This is a genomic window from Psychrobacter sp. UBA6739 (genome assembly GCF_002453835.1).
In the GTDB taxonomy this organism is placed as follows: Bacteria; Pseudomonadota; Gammaproteobacteria; order Pseudomonadales; family Moraxellaceae; genus Psychrobacter; species Psychrobacter immobilis_A.
Genome location: NZ_DKHR01000005.1, coordinates 91,658 through 112,785 on the forward strand (window position 1 = coordinate 91,658; position 21,128 = coordinate 112,785).

A 21,128-nucleotide genomic window follows, 5' to 3' on the forward strand; every position below is an offset into this window, starting at 1 on the left:
TCATTTCAAAAATGGAGATAAATTGCCGTCAAACAAGAAAAATAGCGTAGATAATATCGGGATATTAACAAGCTATTTGGCAATATTTATCCATTTTTAGCCCATTTAGATGACTATTGAGTGAATTGAAGACACGCCCTAATTAGCCATCTAAGTCAATCAATGCATTAAACATCGGCTCATATAATGGTCGCGCCAAGGTGGTCAACGCCCCTGACAAAGCCTTAAATGCATCTTGATCACGTAATACGTACTGCCAAATGGCATGCTGAGAGCAAGTATCATATACTGTGTCTGTATGATAGCCAGACCGTAGCCAATCTGAAAAGTCTGCTCGTTTTGGCCAATAACTGCCGCCTTCACCATCTTCAGATTTTGAACACTGATCAAGGTAATTGAGTGCATATTCAGGCAATAAAGTAATAGGCACTTGCCCAGATAACTTGGAAAAAATCGCCCATTTTATCAGCTCAATCACAGCGTCTTCATAGACAATGGGGCTTAGTTTAAATGCGATTACATCTTTATATTTGCCAATTTGCGAGCTAGGCTTATTAAAGCGCCAAATACTCACCCCATCATTTAGTGCCACTTGCTCAGCAGTGGTACGTCTAGCCACTTGCCAATACAAATGTGATAACCAAAATTTGAGTAAATGCCTAGGACTGGCAGAATTGGGCAATATATTTAACCACTGCTTGGGTGATTGCTGAGCATAAGGCATGCCCGCCTGAATATGAGAGTGGCTATCATGCGCATCTATCGGCACTGCTGTTGGTAATGATACTGGTGCTAATATGGGTACTGAGCCTTTTATTTTAATGGCTTTAGGCAATAACTTGAGCAGCGTTTCTACCTCTTCGATATCTGCTTGGCTTTTTGACTCGTTATTAATACTATTTAGCAAGTTTGCCAGCTCTATCTGAACAGGATGCTCGGCGGTTGGCGTTAGTAGCTGCAAACCTGTCGTACCCTCTGCTCCATCTTCATTAGGTACAATATTTTCGCCAAAACCATTAGCTATTAACTGCTCTTTAAATTCCAAACATTGCTGTTGCAGTTTTTGTTGTTGATTGGGTAGCGTGGTTTGGCGAGCGACACCAGCGGGCATAATTTTTTGATACATCAGGATTGGGGTGGAACTTTCAGCAGTTGTATCACCGCCATTGGCCTTATTCTCATCGGCGACCAATTGCTTAATCAAATGATCTTTGATTTGATAGGTCGTCAAACTGTTTAGAAATAGCGGCTCTTGATGCGACAGTGCTTCTTCACCTTGTACCACATGCACCTTTTGGGACCGTAAAAATGCTTTGGCGGGATGGCGCACTTGGTAAGCTAATGCTCCTTCAATATCTATCTCTCCAATGTTAAATACGCTATCGGATAATACTTGGATGAGCGTCTCTGTCATGCTACTGACATTGCTAGTATCGACAACTGTATCTAGCGTCAACAATTCAGCTAATGCAGACAAGGTTTGACTGTCTACTTGACCTAGCTGACCTAAGCCTTGGCCAAGCACCTGAGCGATGGACTCATATTGTGCTTTTGTGGGTAGGCCGACCAGTTGCATAGGCTCGCTAGACACTCGCCCTTTCAATGTATCAAACACCGCTTGCCAAAGCGGCGCAGGCGGAAACTGACGTTTTTGCGCAAGCTTGGTTTTGCGCATGGCTTTATTCAAAAGAACATCTANNCCAAAGCGGCGCAGGCGGAAACTGTTTTTTCTGAGCCAGTTTGGTCTTGCGCATGGCTGTATTTAATAAAGCATCCAGCTCATCAATCATCTCGACAGGGCTAGAATCCTGAGCATTGATATTAACGTTGGCATTAGCATTGTCATCAATATCAGGAGACGCTTGCTCAAAAATATCAGCGCCTTCAATTTCTGTCTCAAACAGACTCTCATGAAAAGGTAGTGCAGGATGCTCAGTCACTAGCCACTGCTTAATCAATTTAGGTAAGTAACGCTTGAGGCTTTCGGTGGGGGGATCAATATTCTCAGGCAATGTCTCAAGCGAGTTCACCTGCCATTGCACCTCGCCTTGCAAGAACTGTAGCAATTCGCTTACTGGGTTGGCTGGTAGATGCTCATGAGTGTCCGTCAAGCTTTGACCGTTGTAGAACATCCAACAAGCACTACGTGCGCACAGCAGGGCATCTAAAAATGCGCCATTATCATCATCTTCACTGACTCTGTCGCCGCGACGTGAATTAGTCGCTTTCATCAAATCATAGCGGTTATCACGGTCACGCCCAGGGAACTCTGAAAGATCCATATTTAGCATGACCACCAACTCAAAGGGCACGTTCCTTAAAGCACCAAACTTACCAAAGGTAATCACACCAGTTGGCTCCGCACTGACCTGCTGACTCTCAAGCTCCGCTTCGATACTGTCTAGCATAAAGCTCAACTTTAGTGGCAACTGCTCCACACCTGCCAGCCTTTGCTCCACTTCTCTGTTGGCGCTATCGCCACTGGAGTACTGCCTATAGTGACGATTGGCTCGCAAACTTGATTTAAAGCCATTCATCGCATTGTAAATGGCGCGCATGGTACGCGTTTGGTCCACATCGCCAAAGTAGCGATGAATCACTTGTCTCTCAATCTGATCGAGCCAGTCTTCCGCTTTCATTTTTTGTATATGGTCATCCCGTCGTGCGACCAAACCGGTATAAATGCGGCAAAGCGCTTCAACAATCAACGCATCATTTAAGCTGACTTGTGGTAGCGGTAAAGTCATTTCTGGTAAGGCAGTGCTTGGCCATTCATCTTCATTTAGAGCATATAAGCAATCACTCAACTCAGCTTCTGGCATGACCAGACCTACGGTCAATCTGTCTAACGCTTGAGCAAAGCTAAAGCGATAGTCGTAATCATTACTATCCAACGTTTGCTTAAGATGCAGCTCGTCAAAACCGCGAATAAAGCCCGCCTCTACCAACAAATCACAGCCACGGCTCATCTGCTCATGAGTCAGCCCAAAGCTTTCAAACAAGGGCGGCAACATAAGCCAATCTAAGACTTCAGCCGCTTCAAAACGGGCGCTATGGCTACCCAATAGCTTATAAAAACCAATAATAGCTTCCCATAACTGGCGAATGTCCGCATCAACAACACCCGTCACTTTAGCGGGCAAGGTCAAACCATCCTGACCTTTACCATTGACGAAGATAGAGCCAATCAGTGCATGATGACGTTCAACATCGGGTAGCAGCACAACAATGTCAGATATATGGCGTTTCTTTTCACCAAGTTTGATAGGTTCGTTCAACCAGCGGCCAATCATAATACGCAGCACTTCAAGCTGACGCTGTAAACTATGACAAGAATGAATGCTTAGGCTATTATCTTGAGAAGATATTGCCCAAAAACGGTCTACCTCAAAGCGCTTATTCTCTAACGCCTCATCTTCATACCAAGCTGTCTCTGGCTTCTCTTCATTGAAGCTTGGCTCTATTTGCTTACTTACCGCTTGCGAGACTGTAGCAGCCGTTGCTTGCTGGGTCGATTGCTCATCAAGCATCAGCACATCGTTCTGTAAACGCTTTAATAAGCTTAGGCTACTTTGCCTATCTTGAGCAATGGCATCATCAGTATAAATGCTTTCATCCATACCCTTACTAAGCTCATCATTTAAACCACTTTCAAAATTATCTTGCCATTCCACCAGCGCATCGTCGTATTGCTCATTACCCGACAAGTTAGCAAGCATGGCAAACGCATCACGCGATTGCTTACCCAAACGCGACAGTAAACTGTGACCATAATCACGTAAAAATACACTTTCAGGGTTAATAATCTGCTGACGTTGTAACCATGATTTATCGACGATATCGGCCCAAAACAGCTTTGATGGATTGTAATGTAATAGCGTGATATTCATGTATTGCGACAGGCGCTGTAGGAAGTCTAGCTCCGTCTGTGGTAATTGCTGAATAGTAAAAATACGCAGTATAGTTGGCAACTGAGCACGCTCGTTCGCCTTATTACCTTTTAAGGCTGACCAAAATGCGCGCTCAAGTGCCACACGGTGTAGATGAACATCAGCAAATAAATGCGACCATAAAAATCGTTGAGCAATCTCTAACTCTACATAATGCTCGACCAACCACTCAGGCGTGCCGCGTGCATATTTATCAAAGCGCAATGACAATGCATCTTTATCCGCTATCAACTCACCTACATTCAGTGGTTGATTGTGCGACCATAGCGCCAGCCAATCCTCACGATGGGTCAAATAGCGGTTAAACACCCTCGCCAAATCACTTGCCAGCTGCCAGATACGTGCATCTTGTTGCGCCTTATCTTGTCGCACATTGTCTTGCTGAGCACCTGCTTGCGGTTCGTCAATCAAAGATGCCAGCAACGGATGGACCGAATGTTTTTCATCTGCCACAATCGACTCTTGATAATAAGTCAAATACCCAAACAATCGCCATTGCATCACCGTTGGTGACAACACCGCCACTTCAGGCACATTAAGAGTTTCCGCCTCAGGGTTTTGCGCTAGCAAAGAAGCGTTATGGCGGGTTAACACATCCTGCATGAGCGTCCACTGATACTGACCCCAAAACTTAGTACGTACCAAGGTACTAATCCCAGCACGACTGGCAATGGTTTTGTCCAACCAATCGCCCAATACCATTGAGGGCACAATGACAATAAAAGGCTCAAAAACAGGCTGATCCTTAGACTGATATTGCACAAGCAGTTGATCAACAAGGTTTTCGGTGCGGTGCGATTGAATAATGGTAAACATAGAAGATAGTCTGATTGAAGTTATATATGAGTGATAGTGTGATGTAGACGGTCATGAGTGCCTGAAATGGAATAACATTTGCGTTAACTTTCTAATGCATATTGATGGCTGCTAAGGAATACCACGAAGAATACTCACCAATCTATGTTTCGCGGTCGTTACTACAATGTATTTCTGCTAGCATGGCTGTCATAAACACGATGCAAATGACAACAACGATTAACTATCATTGCATCATCAGTGATTATTTATAACAATCATAAAATAGGCTGCTGATTAGTGTGCCATCGATAGCTATCGTTTACTAGTATATGTGCCACTATTATAATATCTTACGACAGATAGTGTCACATTGATAAGTCTCATATTTATGAATAGAGAAGTCAGTGCTGCTGTCAGATTAACTGCTGTAATTTTTATGTCCATAACCCTTTTTAACGGAATAACTTAATACTATGCCCTTGCGTCCCATTGATGCCATTTTCGTTCATCCTAAACGACGTCTATATGTTGTATACTATCGCGGTGAATTGTGGCAATTGCCACGTATGAAAATTGACGACAGATCGTGGCAAAATAGACAGCCCTATACTGATGATAGTCGCTCGCTTTATTTGAGCATCCATCAAGCCATTAACGACCCCATACTTGCACAAAAACTGCGAACATTGAATCTGCCTATCGCGGTGCGTGGGAGTACGCTGCCACGCTTTGAAGCATGGTGGGAAGCCCATGGTTTTGAATGGCTTAAAGACAAGCTTACGATGGGCGAATCGCCATTGGCTGCACACCAAATAAAAGCCATTGAAAATGATGTTACCTCCCCCTCAAACGATCAACCTGTGCTATCCAATCAAAATAGTACAATTATTCATAAGAATAATAGCGAGAAAAAACTTTTACCTGATTCAAAAACCGATATTTTTGCAGATATGCTTGCGGACTTAGCAGATGAAGTGTTACACCAACAGCTTTAAAAATAATACGTCGCACACCGCATTTTATGTAAACTTGACACAAACCCATTAAGAGAAGAGCAGTAACATATGAGAGACTACAAGCTGCTACTGGCTGGGCTAATTTTACTGCTGCTGATAATCTTTATTGCAATCTTTACGTGGTTATGGAGCAGTAACCGTAAAAATATAGACCCCTTACCGATCATGGCAAGTGCAAATGAACCGTCAGCCTCCACTCAAGACGAGGTAAACGCCCTCACCGACAGTACGCTGTATATAAAGGCTGAAGAGGATTTACAAGCACCCTTGGACGATATCATCGTTAGCTTCGAATCTCGTTATCCTCATGTGCAGGTTGTGCCAAGTTATGTACCCGCCAGCGACCTCTTAACATTATCAAACGCCAATCCTAACTATAATAAACACTCTGAATTTGGCGCTGATATAGACATGATCATCGCTAACGACAGCCTATCTGCAGACCGTCTGACACCGTTACAAGCAGAGCTAAAAGCGGCTCAAGATAAAATAAACCAAGACAAAGAAAATATCAGCAATACTGATGATAAAAAAGTAGATACTGCTGAGACTGGTGCCATTGAAACTGACAATGCAGAGGCACGTACCCTAAATTCTTTCAGCTATGCATTGAGAGACAAGCAAGCGCTTGAAGGGGTTATTTTGACAGAGAATACTGCTGCTATTAACTTCCGTAATTTTTTACTTTCGAGTACCGGACAAGATATATTAGAAAAGTACGATTATTATAATATCGAAGGTTATAAAAACAGTGTAAATGACTTGTTTAATCCAACATCACGTGCACAAAAAGCAGCAAATGCCAACACTGTGAATGTCGCTGACGCCTTGAGTAATGGCAATTAATAATAAAATCTTTATATTTTGTTGATTGCTTTTATGAGCAATTTTTCCTACAATGTTATTCCAAAATGCGCCTATAGCTCAACAGGATAGAGCAGTTGCCTCCTAAGCGATCGATCCGAGTTCGAGTCTTGGTGGGCGCACCATCAAACATTGTCAAAAGTAATCAAAAGACCTCACAACCTACCAGTTGCGGGGTTTTTTAATGTATTAGCATATCACAACATAACATTGCATAACTTACGATGCATTTTCATACAGCATACCTTCAAAACACAAAAAAGACTTTCAAGCTTTATACTTCATAGCTTGAAAGGCTTTATCGATCACATGTTTTTATCTAGATAAGCGTTTTAATATTATAATTTGCCTAAAGCCGCTCTTACTCTATGTTCAACATCGATTTCGCTACAGCTTCGGCCACTTTGATGCCATCAATCCCTGCTGATAATATGCCGCCTGCGTAGCCAGCGCCTTCGCCTGCAGGGAATAAGCCTTTGGTATTAATGCTTTGGAATTCTTTATTGCGTTTAATGCTGATTGGTGACGATGTTCTGGTTTCTACGCCAGTTAGTAGACCGTCGTCAGATGAAAACCCTTTGATTTTTTTATTAAACGCTGGAATGGCTTCACGTATGGCATCCACGGCAAAGTCTGGCAGTGCTTTGCTTAAGTCGGTTAAGGTAATGCCCGGTGTGTAAGAGGGTTTTACATCGCCTAATTCTGAGTCTGGTTTACCTTTTAAGAAATCGCCAATGGTTTGCGCTGGGGCACTGTAGTCTTTGCCACCTAATTCAAACGCTAAGGTTTCTAGTTGTCTTTGTAAGTCGATACCAGCAAGGGGGTGGTTTGGGTAATCTCGCTCTGGGTCGATACCTACCACAATAGCACTATTGGCGTTACGCTCGTTCCTTGAATATTGGCTCATGCCGTTAGTGACCACACGGCCTTCTTCTGATGCGGCGGCAACAACGGTCCCGCCTGGACACATACAGAAGCTATAAACAGAACGACCATTTTTACAATGATGAACCAGTTTGTAATCCGCAGCGCCAAGTATCTCGTTTCCAGCATTGTCACCAAAGCGTGCTTGGTCTATGGTTGACTGTTTATGTTCAATCCTAAAGCCAATCGAGAAAGGTTTTGCTTCAATATACACGCCTTTATCATGAATCATTTGGAAGGTGTCACGGGCGCTATGACCAACAGCAAGAATAACATGGCTAGTTTTTAAGGTTTCGCCAGTATTAAGGGTCACGCCTGTTACTTTTGAGTCAGTGATGTGCAAGTCGTCTACGCGAGTCGCAAAACGGACTTCCCCACCGAGTGCTATGATCTCAGCACGCATTTTTTCTACCATGGTGACTAACTTATAAGTACCTATGTGCGGTTTACTGACAAATAAAATCTCATCTGGTGCGCCAGCTTTTACAAATTCAGTCATGACTTTACGACCATAATGATTGGGATCTTTCACTTGGCTATATAATTTACCGTCAGAGAAGGTACCTGCTCCGCCTTCACCGAATTGTACGTTAGATTCTGTGTTTAATTTACGCTGACGCCAAAAGCCAAAAGTGTCTTTGGTGCGTTGTCTGACTTCATTACCACGTTCAATGATAATAGGTTTAAAACCCATTTGAGCAAGGGTAAGTGCTGCTAATAAACCACAAGGTCCAAAACCAATAACAACAGGACGTTCAGTTAAATGCTCTGGCGCTACACCTACATATTTGTAGCTGGTATCTGGTGTTGCTTTTACATGGTTGTCTGACTCAAACTGAACCAGCAAATCATTGGTCAAATCCGAGTCAGTCAGTGTGATGTCTAGCGTATAAATTAATTGGATATTTCTTTTATTACGAGCATCATAACCGCGTTTAAACATCACAAATGACGCCATTTGCTCAGCAGAAATTTTAAGTTTTGTCGTTATAGCCGTCGTTAGATCTTCAGGTGCATGATTTAATGGCAATTTAATTTCAGTTAAACGTATCATTGGTTACTCATAAACTCGTGTAGAAAACAGTCTCGCATTTTACTGGTACTGGTACAAATAAGCGAATAAATATTTTACTTATGCAGGGTAAATTTATGATTTCTTCAGCATAGATCAGCACCCTATTATAAAAACTAAATGTCTGACCTCACCCCAAGCTAGCTACCAAGCGTAATGGCTAACGTGCTTTAGCTAAAAACAAAACCTGTCTTTAGTTGAGTTAAAATCATTCAGTACGTTTGCTTCTTAATTCCCTTCTGTTCACACTTTCTGAACTCAAAAAAACATCGCTTCTGATGTCCTCATTTTTTATACCGCTTTAGCATTTCTTAACCAGACATAAATGGTGCATAGAGCATCATAAAAACCAATTATGGTGCACAAAAGTGCCCTAGCTCCTGATAAAGACCAATATTGGTGCATTTGTCTAGTATTTTATATTGGCATAGATATTGAAGTATTAATCATAGTTAGGAATGGCTCGTTCACTCGGCCTACCAGGCTGCTACTTTATCTTTCTGGAGAAATATATGTCTTTATTGCCAACGCTTATCACTGCTACTCCTATCAATACAAACTATCGTATCGACTCAAAATTGACATCACGTTTGTCTCTGCTAGCAGTAGCTGTTGTCGGCAGCTTAAGTCTTATAGGTTGTCAAAAACCTGCGGAAACCAGTGCAGAAACCAATGCTACCGCCACAAAAACGGACACCTCTGAGACGACTGCTACCCCTGCGGCAGATGGTGACACCATCAAAGTAGGTATCTTGCATTCTTTATCTGGAACGATGGCCATCTCTGAAACATCATTAAAAGATACTGCACTCATGACCATTGATGAAATTAATGCCAATGGCGGTGTGTTGGGTAAGCAGCTAGAGCCAATCGTCGTAGATCCCGCTTCTGATTGGCCGTTATTCGCTGAAAAAGCTCGTCAGCTGTTAACCCAAGATAAAGTGGATGTGATATTTGGGGGTTGGACGTCGGTGTCACGTAAGTCTGTGCTACCTGTCGTTGAAGAACTAAACGGTTTGATGTTTTATCCGGTGCAGTACGAGGGTCAAGAGCAGTCAGAAAACATTTTCTACACTGGTGCTGCACCGAACCAACAAGCCATTCCTGCCGTTGAATATTTGATGAGTCCAGAGGGCGGTAGTGCAGAACGCTTCGTTTTACTTGGAACAGATTATGTTTATCCTCGGACTACTAACCAGATACTGCGGGCTTTCTTAAAATCTAAAGGCGTCGCTGAAACAGACATCATGGAAGAGTACACCCCCTTCGGTTTTAGCAACTATCAGACCATCGTTGGCAATATTAAAAGCTTCTCTACCGGTAAAAAGACGGCGGTTATCTCTACCATTAATGGGGATTCAAACGTACCCTTTTATCGTGAGCTTGCCAACCAAGGTATTAAAGCCTCTGATATCCCAGTCATGGCATTCTCAGTAGGAGAAGAAGAGCTTCGCGGTATCGATACCAGTTTATTGCAAGGGCATTTGGCGTCATGGAACTACTTTATGTCGGTTAAAAATCCTGTCAACAGCGACTTCACTAAAAAGTATAAGAAATATGCGCTGGATCATAAGCTACCCAATGCTAACAAAGTCGTGACCAATGATCCTATGGAAGCCACCTACGTGGGTATCAATATGTGGAAACAAGCAGTCGAAAAAGCTGGTACGACTAATGTCGATAAAGTGCGTATTAGTATGGGAGGTCAGACTTTTGACGCGCCATCAGGGTATACATTGAAAATGGATGAGGAAAACCATCATTTATGGAAGCCTGTCATGATCGGTCAAATCCGTGCCGATGGTCAGTTCGATGTAATTAGCAAAACGCCAACAGTCATTCGTGCTGAGCCATGGAGTCAGTACATCCCTAAATAAGGTTGTGGTCACTTAAACCGTAATCCTTAGCCCCTTAATGGTATCAAAACCAGCAACCCTTTAACTTCTACTGATAAAACAGTTTTTAGTAGAGGTTAAAGGAGTGTTGACTGCAAAAAAGGAACCATCATGTCACATTACCCTTCCTATTATAAAAGTGACGCGCCAGCCAATTATTCTAATAAGACTTTTGTCATCGCCTTACTATCTTTACTCCTCCTCATTGCTATCACATCAGCTGCTCATGCTCACGAGACGCCAGTAGTACACAGCCACGAGCGCGATGAGGCAGTATCTACTAATACTGTGGCAGCGACATCCAATGCTGTAAGTGAAGAGACCTTACTTGCTCAAAACAAGCAGTCTGTAACGACATCAGCTGATCTTGCGATAAGTAAAGGGGATGCTATCGAACAGTTCGTTGCTGCTGACTTCACCAAGCGCCAAACCATGCTCAATCAGTGGCCGGGGTCAGTTGAGAGTTTGGATACTTTAGTTGAGCTGATAAAAAACGATGAGCTATACCAAGGTAATGGTGGGCAAACTTATCTACTTAACAGCGAAGATGAGCTATTTACTTATCCTGCTAAGCAGCTGACCATCGAGTGGCCGAGTGACTTGGCGCAAGTGACTTTGACCAATACGCTACGCTCAGCCTTAGTATTTGGACAAGCCAAGGTTAAGCTTGAGTCAAACGATCCTACGCAACGTTTACAGGCAGTCGCCATCTTAGCGGACAATATCGAACAGCTAGATCCAGCACTCATAAGTACTGCTGCCACTAATGAGGAAGACGACGACGTCAAAACGGCGTTGAGTACTTTACAAGCGAGGATTGATTTTAGAGATGGCGACGTTACTACCCAAATTGCCGCACTTACAGTGCTTGCTGATAGCGATAGCCCACAAGTATTAGTGGATGTTAAAAAAGCATTGGCGGCAGATGATATCGATCCTGTACTCAAATCTGCGCTGTTAGACGCTGAGGATAGTATTGAGCAGCGCATTACCGTCAGTACTTGGATAGGTCATCTGTTCACGGGACTTAGTACGGCAAGTATCTTACTGCTCGCGGCATTAGGGCTCGCCATTACTTTTGGGCTACTGGGTGTCATCAATATGGCCCACGGTGAGCTCATTATGATTGGTGCTTACGCCACTTATATGGTGCAAAATCTCTTTCAAGCATATTTTCCTAGTATGACTGGATGGTATCTGGTTGCTGCTATACCCGTCGCTTTCTTAGTCAGTGCCATTATCGGCATGATTATCGAACGAATCATTATTCGCCCGCTTTATGGTCGTGAGCTTGAAACCTTACTAGCAACCTTTGGTGTCAGTCTGATTCTCATGCAGTTGGTTCGAATGATATTTGGCGCGCAAAACGTCGAAGTCAGCAATGTCGACTGGTTGAGCGGTGCCTATCAAGTGTCCTCGAGCCTTGTGCTTCCCTTCAACCGTATCGCTATTATCGGCTTTACCATCATCATTCTTATGCTACTAATGTACTTACTTAACAAGACTCGCTTCGGGTTGTTTGTGCGCGCCGTGACTCAAAATCGGCAAATGGCACGTGCAGTTGGCATCTCATCTGCTCGTATCGATATGTTGGCTTTTGGGCTTGGCTCGGGTCTCGCAGGTCTCGCTGGCTGTGCTTTAGCGCAAGTAGGCAATGTCGGACCTGACTTAGGTCAGACTTATATTATTGATGCGTTCTTAGTCGTCGTGGTTGGCGGTGTTGGACAAGTATGGGGCGCGGTATTGGCATCTTTAGGTCTTGGTGTCAGTGGTACGGTGCTTGAGATTGGCATTGGTGCTGTGATGGCTAAGATTGTATTACTGGTTCTTGTGATTTTGTTTATTCAAAAACGTCCACAAGGTTTGTTCGCCCTCAAAGGCCGTTTTGTGGATTAAGGAGAACCTCATGCATTTGACTCAATTATTATCTGATTCCCCACGTAATGCGATTCTGATTGGTTTGTGTTTTTTAGTGCTACTGATATTGCCTTGGCTCCATTTATTACCTGAAACCTCTAGTTTTCACCTGTCTGCTTATTGGATAACTTTGATTGGTAAAATAATGGCGCTCGCCATGGTAGCACTGGCTTTAGATTTAGTATGGGGCTATGCCGGCATCCTAAGCTTAGGTCATGGTCTTTATTTTGCATTAGGAGGTTATGCCTTTGGCATGTACTTGACGCGTGAAACTGCTGGTACGGGCTTGCCAGATTTTATGCGTTTTTTTAGTTGGACCGAATTGCCGTGGTACTGGGCAGGCACTCAACATTTCTGGTGGGCGATGGCTTTAGTGGTGCTAGTTCCCGGTCTGGTCGCTTTTATCTTTGGCTATTTTGCATTTCGCTCAAAGATTAAAGGCGTTTATTTTTCGATTATTACTCAGGCCATGACTTACGCTGCCGCCTTATTATTCTTCCGTAATGAAACAGGCTTTGGTGGTAACAATGGCTTCACAGGTTTTACGACGCTATTAGGTTATGACATCACGGCCTCTTCAACGAGGACTGTGCTGTGCTTTACGACCGCTTTGGCGCTGCTACTGTCATATCTTGGACTACGCTATCTGATGAGCCAGCCTTATGGGCGTGTACTCGGTGCCATCCGTGATAGTGAAAATCGCTTGCAATATCTAGGCTATCGCACGCTTTGGTACAAGCTTTCAGCTTGGGTATTGTCTGCAATAATAGCTGGTATCGCTGGTGCTCTATATGTACCGCAAGTTGGCATCATTAATCCAGGTGAGATGAACCCCGTCAACTCTATCGAGATGGCAGTATGGGTGGCTGCTGGAGGTAGAGGTTCATTAATCGGTGCCATTGTAGGCGCTGGTACAATTAATGTGATTAAAACGTATTTTACCGTCGCCTATCCGGAGTTTTGGTTACTTATTCTAGGCGGATTATTTGTAGTGGTTACTTTATTTTTACCTAACGGCATCATTGGCGTACTTGATCGTCTTAAGAAGGAAAAAGAATAATGTCAATAATATGTAATAATACTGCTTCCCAAAAAACAGCTAACGATGCGCTTATTAAAAATAAAAATGATCCTAGTATACATAAGCCAATGGGAAGTTTTGACAATACAAATAACATAACGATTGCAGAAACCACGCCTACCCGACCAGTCACTAGTTTGGCTGAAGATTATGGAGATAGCGGTGGCTTAGCGCATCCTGTTCCCAAATCAGGTCCAGATATGAGACATGGGATTGCGCTATATTTAGAAGGCGTTAGCGTGTGGTTTGACTCGTTTCGTGCACTCAATGATTTGTCTTTATACATTGAGGCGGGCGAGCTACGCTGCATCATTGGTCCTAATGGCGCAGGTAAGACGACTTTAATGGATGTCATCACTGGTAAAACGCGCCCGACCACAGGCAGCGCATTTTTTGGTCAAGTACATAATTTAGCCAAACTATCTACCGAAGAAATAGCGGAAGCAGGCATTGGCCGTAAGTTTCAAAAACCTACCGTATTTGAGAAATTTACCGTACTTGATAACTTAATGCTGGCTGCGCCAAAGGACAAACGGGTATCAAAAAGCTGGTTTACTAAAATTGACGCAGAAATCCAAGATACCCTTGACTCAACGCTTGATCAAATACGCCTAAAAGAGCTGATTAACAAGCCAGCAGGATTATTGTCTCATGGTCAAAAACAGTGGCTAGAGATTGGAATGTTACTGATGCAAAGACCAAAACTTATCTTACTTGATGAACCAGTAGCAGGCATGACCGATGCCGAAACGGAACATACTGCTGAGTTATGTCTACGCCTTAAAAAGAATCACACCTTAATCGTAGTTGAACATGACATGACCTTTATTGATGCAATAAGTGAGAAAGTAACGGTTTTGGCAAATGGCGCTATTTTGGCTGAAGGCACGTTGAGTGAAGTACAGAATAATGAGGCCGTTATTGAGACCTATCTAGGTCGATAATTGATAGTAGTGCTTAGAAATAGACCTAAAAAATAGAGGTGCTTACATGTTAGAAATTAATGCTATAAATCAATATTACGGCGGCAGTCACATTTTACGTGATGTCACCCTCGCCGCCCCTGTAGGAGAATGTAGCGTGGTACTGGGTCGTAATGGCGTCGGTAAAACCACCTTGCTTAAATGCTTGATGGGCATCCTACCAATCAAATCAGGTGAGATTTTATTGGACGGTAAGGACATTAGTCAGATGACGCCTGAGCAGCGTGTACGCGCAGGACTCGCTTATGTGCCGCAAGGACGCGATATATTTTCTACTTTGACCGTTGAAGAAAACATTCTGATTGGCATGGCGAAATTCTCTCAACGAAAAGCAAGTAAAGTACCCAAACACTTATATGATATATTTCCAGTGCTGGACGAAATGAAGCATCGCCGCGGTGGCGATCTATCTGGCGGTCAGCAGCAGCAACTTGCTATTGCTCGTGCGCTTGCATCAGAGCCTCGAGTACTAGTACTTGATGAGCCGACTGAAGGTATCCAACCGTCCATTATTAAAGACATTAGTAGAGTCATTCGTAGTCTTGCTAATAAAGGCGATATGGCAATTGTTTTAGTCGAGCAGTTTTATGAGTTTGCAGAAGAGCTTGCTGATAATTATACCGTGCTTTCTAGAGGACAAGTGATAGCTCAAGGGGCTGGATGTGACATGGCAAAAAATAACATTCAAGAATTGGTGGCAATCTAGAAGGACACTTTCTAAAAAGACACTTTCTAAAAGGACGCTTTCTAAAAGGAAATACAGTTTTGACTTGGCAATCCTCACTACAGCTTCATTTCGACTGCGCCTCTAATGCTGCAAAAACTCGGCTGTGTCATCGTGCTCATACTGGCGCACTCATGGTGCAGCGCGCTCTGTATCCTGAGCCTGATAGTACTGATAACAGCCAAGCAGGGATTTGCCATATTTATGTATTGTATCCTCCTGCTGGTATTGCTGATGATGACCGCTTAACATTGGAATTTGATCTACAATCTAACAGCCATGCGGTGATTACCACCCCTGGAGCCGGTAAATGGTACGGGCAACGCAAATCGTTGCGTTCCTCTAGACCCAGCTACTCATCAAAATTTAACAACGGCACTCAATCGGCAAACAGCAACACTTCTAACGACTATTTTAATGATGTTGTCAGCGCAGAACAGCATATCGACGCCCGCCTCGATGACCACGCTGTCCTAGAATGGCTACCCCAAGAAAGCATCTATTACGATTATTCCAACTCTAATGCGAACAACCGCTTTTATTTAGCTAAGACAGCAAGTTTGTTGACTTGGGATATTGCGGTATTTGGACGTCAAGCGTATCAAGAGACTTTTGCTAATGGTCATTATGTTAACCGCTTAGAGATATGGCGTGAGGGCAATTTATTGGTTAGTGAATGTACCTCCCAGCAAGCAAATGCGCGCTGGTTTATCTCACCATTAGGACTGAATAATCAACATGTGCATGGCTCTTTTTGGGCAATACCTAGCACAGAGGTCATTGCGCCTGAGTTACAGAATAATCCGCTCAAGCTCGGCCAATATTTAGATGCCACTATTACCGATCTACGCCATCTCATTGATCAGCAGTCACTACCTATTCACTGTACTCACAATTTTCAAGGTATCAACTGCCGTTATTTAGGAGCAGATGTGCGCGCTTGCTTTGAGGCTTTTTACCAAATTCGCGAGCTTATCAGGTCTAAATGGTACGCACTTGAGCCTCATCGACCAAGGATTTGGGACACTTAATATCATGTGCTCCGACTTAATCTCATCCTTAAACAGTGCTGAATCAAACCAGAATAACTATACTTAGTACATTTAACTTAGTACATTTAACTTAGCCTATTTACTTTATAAAGATTAAAGACGAATCATAGCCTTTAAAGCACAATAATTATTAAGGAAGCTTTATGCAATTAAATCCTACCGAAAAAGATAAACTTTTACTATTTACCGCAGGCATGGTGGCGGAACGTCGTAAAAACCGCGGCGTCAAGCTCAATTATCCTGAGTCTATCGCTTACATTAGCATGTTACTTATGGAAGGCGCGCGTGATGGCAAAACCGTAGCGCAACTGATGAGTGAAGGAGCCACTTATCTCTCTGCCGATGACGTCATGGAAGGTATTGCAGAGATGGTACACGATGTCCAAGTTGAAGCGACTTTCCCCGATGGCACTAAGCTGGTGACGGTACATAACCCCATCGTATAGCTTGCTTGCTATAGAGCCGTATAAAACGATATTGAACGAGAGCCATTGCCGTAAGACGATTAAGGATAACAAAAATGACGATAAAAGCAGGCGAATATAATATTAAAGCAGGCGATATGGCTTTGAATGCTGGCCGATATGTTCAAAACATAACGGTAATCAATACCGGCGACCGCCCTATTCAAATCGGTTCTCACTATCACTTCTATGAAGTCAATGTAGCACTGAGCTTTGATCGAGAGTCGACGCTTGGCTATCGACTCAATATCCTATCTGGCACTGCGGTACGTTTTGAGCCAGGACAAGCGCGCGAAGTGGAACTGGTTGCCATCTCAGGTAGACAGCACATTTATGGTTTTTCGGGCAAAGTTATGGGCGCTGTAGACCCTAAAACCTCTCAAAACACCTCGAAAAAACGCATTGACCGACGTATTTACGCCGAACATTTTGGCCCTACCACAGGGGACAAAGTACGCTTGGCAGATACAAATTTATGGCTTGAAGTTGAATATGACTTGACCAGTCACAGTGACCAGCATACTGATAGCGTTAGCATTGGTGAAGAGGTCAAATTTGGTGGCGGCAAGGTAATCCGCGATGGGATGGGTCAATCACAGCTGCTGGGTGAGCAAGTTGCCGATACTATTATTACCAATGCTTTGATTGTGGACTACAGCGGTATCTATAAGGCAGATATCGCTATCAAAGAGGGTCGTATCAGTGGCATTGGTAAAGCTGGCAACCCTGATATTCAGCCTAATGTGACGTTACCTATTGGCGCGGCTACCGAAATTATCGCAGGAGAAGGTAAAATTTTGACTGCTGGCGGAATCGATAGCCATATTCACTTCATTGCACCTCAGCAATGTGAAACGGCGCTAATGTCTGGTGTGACTACGATGTTAGGCGGTGGTACGGGACCTGCTGAAGGTACTCTTGCCACCACTTGTACACCTGGTGCTTATCATATTCATAGTATGCTAAAAGCCACTGATGCTATTCCGATGAATATCGGATTCTTAGGTAAAGGCAATGTTAGTCTACCTGCCCCCATTGTAGAGCAGATTGAAGCGGGTGCTATCGGGCTTAAGCTTCATGAAGACTGGGGCTCCACGCCCAAAGCCATTGATAACTGCCTTAGCGTGGCTGAAGAATATGATGTGCAAGTGGCTATTCATACTGATACGTTAAATGAAAGCGGTTATTTAGATAGCACTCTAGGCGCGTTTAAAGACCGCTGTATTCACACCTTCCATACCGAAGGCGCTGGCGGTGGTCATGCCCCAGATATCTTAAAAGCTATTGGCGAAACCAATGTTTTACCCTCATCAACCAATCCAACGCGCCCTTTCACCATTAATACCATTGACGAGCATCTCGACATGCTCATGGTTTGTCACCATCTAAGCCCAGCCATTGCTGAAGATGTCGCTTTTGCCGAAAGTCGTATTCGTAAAGAAACCATTGCCGCCGAAGACATTTTACAAGATATGGGTGCCATCTCCATGATGAGTAGTGATTCGCAAGCGATGGGACGCGTAGGAGAAGTCATTATTCGCACGTGGCAAACGGCTGATAAAATGAAAACCCAACGTGGTCATCTGGCTCCTGATCAATCGGCTAAAACTGAGCAATCCTTAGAAAATATCATGCTAAGTCCCACTGACTCTGATAGCAGCAATGATAATTTTCGTATCAAACGCTACCTCGCAAAATACACCATCAACCCTGCCATCACTCATGGTATTAGTGACGAAGTGGGATCCATTGAAGTAGATAAATGGGCGGATTTAATTTTATGGTCGCCTGCATTTTTTGGGGTAAAGCCCGACCTTATCATTAAAGGCGGCTTAATTGCGGCAGCGTCCATGGGCGACCTCAATGCTTCCATTTCAACCCCGCAGCCTGTGCACTATCGCAGCATGTTTGGCAGCTTCCCCAAAACAGTGGCGCAGACTTGCATCACCTTTATGTCAAGTGCGGCTATTGATAAGGGTGTTGATAAGCAATTAGGGTTAGAAAAGGTCATTAAAGCGGTACACAACATTCGTAAGGTACGTAAACAAGACATGAAGTTTAATAGCTACTGTCCTAAGATGGAGGTCAATCCTGAGACCTATGAAGTGTACGCCGATGGTGAGCTGCTGACCTGTGAGCCTGCCGACTATCTACCGATGGCACAGCGCTATTTTTTATTCTAGCTGCTTTTTATTGTCGTGCTGATAATCCACCATCAGCTGTCAACCATCTACTTTAACGGACTATAAACATAATTATGAACATTTATACGCAACGTCTTGATCTATCAACCCTTAGCGCTGAACAACAAGCGATTATTGATAGGCAAAAAAAGGCAGAAAACTTTTTATATTTAGATTTCGATACCCGTCAACGTAGCCGGTTTAAAGCAGACACTCAGCATCAAGAAACCATTGGTGCCGATTTGCCACGTACGGAAACCATTAAGAATGGCAGTGTGCTGGCAGACCATCAAGGCAACTTGATACAAATAATAGCTGCCAAGCAAGCTTTGATAGAAGTAACCGCTGATAATGGCTTTGACCTTATGAAAGGCGCTTACCATTTAGGCAACCGCCATGTTCCTTTAATGCTGACACCTAAGGCACTCTACTTTGAGCCTGACCATGTTTTAGAAGCGATGTTATATCAACTTGGCCTACATACCCAAGCCGTACAAGCGCCATTTGAGCCAGAGACTGGTGCGTATAAAGGTGAGCACGGCGGACATTCTCACTCTCATAGCCACAATCGTGATCATAGTCATAGTCATAGCCATGCACATAGCGATAACCATCAGCACAATCACTCTGACGCTCACAGCCATAGCCGTAATCATGAGCATACTCATGACTAATCACGCCACACACTCACAGCAGACTACCCGTACCGCACAAGGTATAAATGATCTGAATAATACAGAGGTAACTGGACGTCTGTTAATGCTGGCGTCAAGCAACCTACCTATTGGCAGTTATACCTATTCGCAAGGCATAGAGCCTGCTATCGAGTCAGGGCTCATTCACGACGAAAGCAGTGGTTTAACGTTTATGAGTGACTATTTGGAGCTGGCATTGTGTCGTTATGAGCTACCGCTACTGGCGCTGATGATAGAGGCAATTATGATTAATGATGTGGCGCTGACTGATGCTTTAGGTGCCGATTATCACGCTAGCCGCGAAACCAAAGAGTTCGTCTATGAGTCAAGTCAATTGGCGCTGTCTTTATCCGCATGGCTAGATAATGTTCTTGAGCTTAATGTGCCTGATAGCTTACTCGTTCATGGTTTTTTGCCACTGTTTGCCCATATCAGCTCGCACTGGCAATTTAACCCTGTACAAGCCATGACCACTTACGCCTTTGGTCAAATTGAAAATATGGTGCTGGCTGCGGTCAAGACCGTACCGCTTGGACAAATGGCAGGACAGCGCATCATTTGGCAGCTGCAACAGTTATTAAGTCAGCAAATACAGCCACTGGCTGCTAATGTCCAGCAAAAATTTTCGCACGTTCAACATATGGCGTTAATGACTGATTGCTCTGATATAACAACATTTAAGCGAAATCTTCTCTATCAACAGCTACATATGTCCGCCAACCTACCAAATTTAGCCATACTGTCTTGCCAGCATGAAAGGCAATATAGCCGCCTATTTCGCTCTTAATCGCTAATATACATAACTCTCATCAAGGAACTTTATTTATGGCCCTAACACCCAAAATCGAAAACAAAAATTTAGAAACGACGCTCTCTCCTCTACGCTTAGGTATTGGCGGCCCTGTAGGCTCAGGAAAAACGGCATTGACGCTGAGACTATGTCAACGCCTGCGGGATGACATCAATATGGCAGTGGTGACCAATGATATTTATACCAAAGAAGACTCTGAATTTTTAACCCGCAATGAGGCGATGCCAGCTGAGCGCATTCGCGGTGTTGAAACCGGTGGCTGCCCGCATACTGCCATTCGTGAGGATGCCTCAATTAACTTATCTGCCATCGCCGAATTACAGCAGCAATTTGCAGGTCTTGAGCTCATTATCATCGAGTCTGGTGGTGATAATTTGGCAGCAACTTTTAGCCCTGAATTGTCCGACTTGACACTATATGTCATTGACGTGTCTGCAGGCGATAAAATTCCTCGTAAAGGCGGCCCTGGTATCATGAAATCGGACTTGCTCATTATCAATAAAACCGACCTTGCCCCTTTCGTAGGCGCGTCACTTGAGGTGATGGCACATGATGCCAAAAAAATGCGCGGTGATAAGCCTGTGGTATTTAGTAACATGAAAACAGGCGAAGGTCTTGATGACATTGTTGCTTTTATCTTAGATAAAGGCATGTTAAGTGTGGCGTAGAATGCCTTAGGTAATGGCATCAATAAGTGCT

At 43.7% G+C, this 21,128-nt stretch carries 14 protein-coding genes, 1 tRNA gene and 1 pseudogene; 14 read left to right on the forward strand and 2 right to left on the reverse strand.

The features are described 5' to 3' along the window. Positions 1 to 142 precede the first annotated feature (142 nt). Positions 143 to 4,766: pseudogene (locus tag B2575_RS01745) on the reverse strand (exodeoxyribonuclease V subunit gamma). 455 nt (positions 4,767 to 5,221) lie between these two features. On the opposite strand from B2575_RS01745, the gene B2575_RS01750 reads away from it, so the two are divergent. The 3 genes from B2575_RS01750 (at position 5,222) to B2575_RS01760 (ending at position 6,753) form a co-directional block, all read left to right on the forward strand. Next, on the forward strand, positions 5,222 to 5,743 hold the full coding sequence (locus B2575_RS01750) for a hypothetical protein (protein WP_296239945.1): 522 nt from the start codon (positions 5,222 to 5,224) through the stop codon (positions 5,741 to 5,743). Positions 5,744 to 5,812: 69 nt separating this feature from the next. After that, positions 5,813 to 6,610 carry a hypothetical protein gene (locus B2575_RS01755; protein WP_296239946.1) on the forward strand — a complete coding sequence of 266 codons (798 nt, stop codon included), beginning with the start codon at positions 5,813 to 5,815 and terminating at the stop codon, positions 6,608 to 6,610. A 67-nt stretch (positions 6,611 to 6,677) separates the two neighbouring features. Then, positions 6,678 to 6,753: transfer RNA gene (locus tag B2575_RS01760), tRNA-Arg, on the forward strand. 236 nt (positions 6,754 to 6,989) lie between these two features. Here B2575_RS01760 and B2575_RS01765 read toward each other — a convergent pair. After that, on the reverse strand, positions 6,990 to 8,606 hold the full coding sequence (locus tag B2575_RS01765; RefSeq protein WP_296239947.1) for an NAD(P)/FAD-dependent oxidoreductase: 1,617 nt from the start codon (positions 8,604 to 8,606) through the stop codon (positions 6,990 to 6,992). Between the two features lie 584 nt (positions 8,607 to 9,190). On the opposite strand from B2575_RS01765, the gene urtA reads away from it, so the two are divergent. From urtA to ureG, 11 genes are all read left to right on the forward strand, one after another. Further along, positions 9,191 to 10,501, forward strand: coding sequence for an urea ABC transporter substrate-binding protein (urtA, locus tag B2575_RS01770; protein WP_296239978.1), 1,311 nt, complete (start codon positions 9,191 to 9,193; stop codon positions 10,499 to 10,501). 129 nt (positions 10,502 to 10,630) lie between these two features. After that, positions 10,631 to 12,415, forward strand: coding sequence for an urea ABC transporter permease subunit UrtB (urtB, locus tag B2575_RS01775; RefSeq protein ID WP_296239948.1), 1,785 nt, complete (start codon positions 10,631 to 10,633; stop codon positions 12,413 to 12,415). 10 nt (positions 12,416 to 12,425) lie between these two features. Continuing rightward, positions 12,426 to 13,496 carry an urea ABC transporter permease subunit UrtC gene (urtC, locus tag B2575_RS01780; RefSeq protein ID WP_296239949.1) on the forward strand — a complete coding sequence of 357 codons (1,071 nt, stop codon included), beginning with the start codon at positions 12,426 to 12,428 and terminating at the stop codon, positions 13,494 to 13,496. Beyond that, positions 13,496 to 14,461, forward strand: a complete 966-nt coding sequence (gene urtD, locus B2575_RS01785; RefSeq protein WP_296239950.1) for an urea ABC transporter ATP-binding protein UrtD — start codon at positions 13,496 to 13,498, stop codon at positions 14,459 to 14,461. The genes urtC and urtD overlap by 1 nt, the downstream gene beginning before the upstream one ends. A 46-nt stretch (positions 14,462 to 14,507) precedes the next feature. Beyond that, the gene (gene urtE, locus B2575_RS01790; RefSeq protein ID WP_296239951.1) at positions 14,508 to 15,206 is read left to right on the forward strand and encodes an urea ABC transporter ATP-binding subunit UrtE; all 699 of its coding nucleotides are present in this window, start codon (positions 14,508 to 14,510) and stop codon (positions 15,204 to 15,206) included. A gap of 59 nt (positions 15,207 to 15,265) precedes the next feature. Then, a complete protein-coding gene (locus B2575_RS01795; RefSeq protein ID WP_296239952.1) occupies positions 15,266 to 16,255 on the forward strand; it encodes an urease accessory protein UreD in 990 nt (329 codons plus the stop codon). A 164-nt stretch (positions 16,256 to 16,419) separates the two neighbouring features. Beyond that, positions 16,420 to 16,722 carry an urease subunit gamma gene (ureA, locus tag B2575_RS01800; protein WP_296239953.1) on the forward strand — a complete coding sequence of 101 codons (303 nt, stop codon included), beginning with the start codon at positions 16,420 to 16,422 and terminating at the stop codon, positions 16,720 to 16,722. A 74-nt stretch (positions 16,723 to 16,796) separates the two neighbouring features. Continuing rightward, positions 16,797 to 18,923, forward strand: a complete 2,127-nt coding sequence (gene ureC / locus B2575_RS01805) for an urease subunit alpha (protein ID WP_296239954.1) — start codon at positions 16,797 to 16,799, stop codon at positions 18,921 to 18,923. A gap of 74 nt (positions 18,924 to 18,997) precedes the next feature. Then, positions 18,998 to 19,597 carry an urease accessory protein UreE gene (ureE, locus tag B2575_RS01810; protein WP_296239955.1) on the forward strand — a complete coding sequence of 200 codons (600 nt, stop codon included), beginning with the start codon at positions 18,998 to 19,000 and terminating at the stop codon, positions 19,595 to 19,597. Next, positions 19,590 to 20,405, forward strand: coding sequence for an urease accessory protein UreF (locus B2575_RS01815; RefSeq protein ID WP_296239956.1), 816 nt, complete (start codon positions 19,590 to 19,592; stop codon positions 20,403 to 20,405). Before ureE ends, B2575_RS01815 begins: the two co-directional genes overlap by 8 nt. A 38-nt stretch (positions 20,406 to 20,443) precedes the next feature. Beyond that, positions 20,444 to 21,097 (forward strand): urease accessory protein UreG, encoded by a 654-nt coding sequence (ureG, locus tag B2575_RS01820; protein ID WP_296239957.1) that lies wholly within the window; start codon positions 20,444 to 20,446, stop codon positions 21,095 to 21,097. The last annotated feature ends 31 nt before the right edge of the window (positions 21,098 to 21,128 follow it).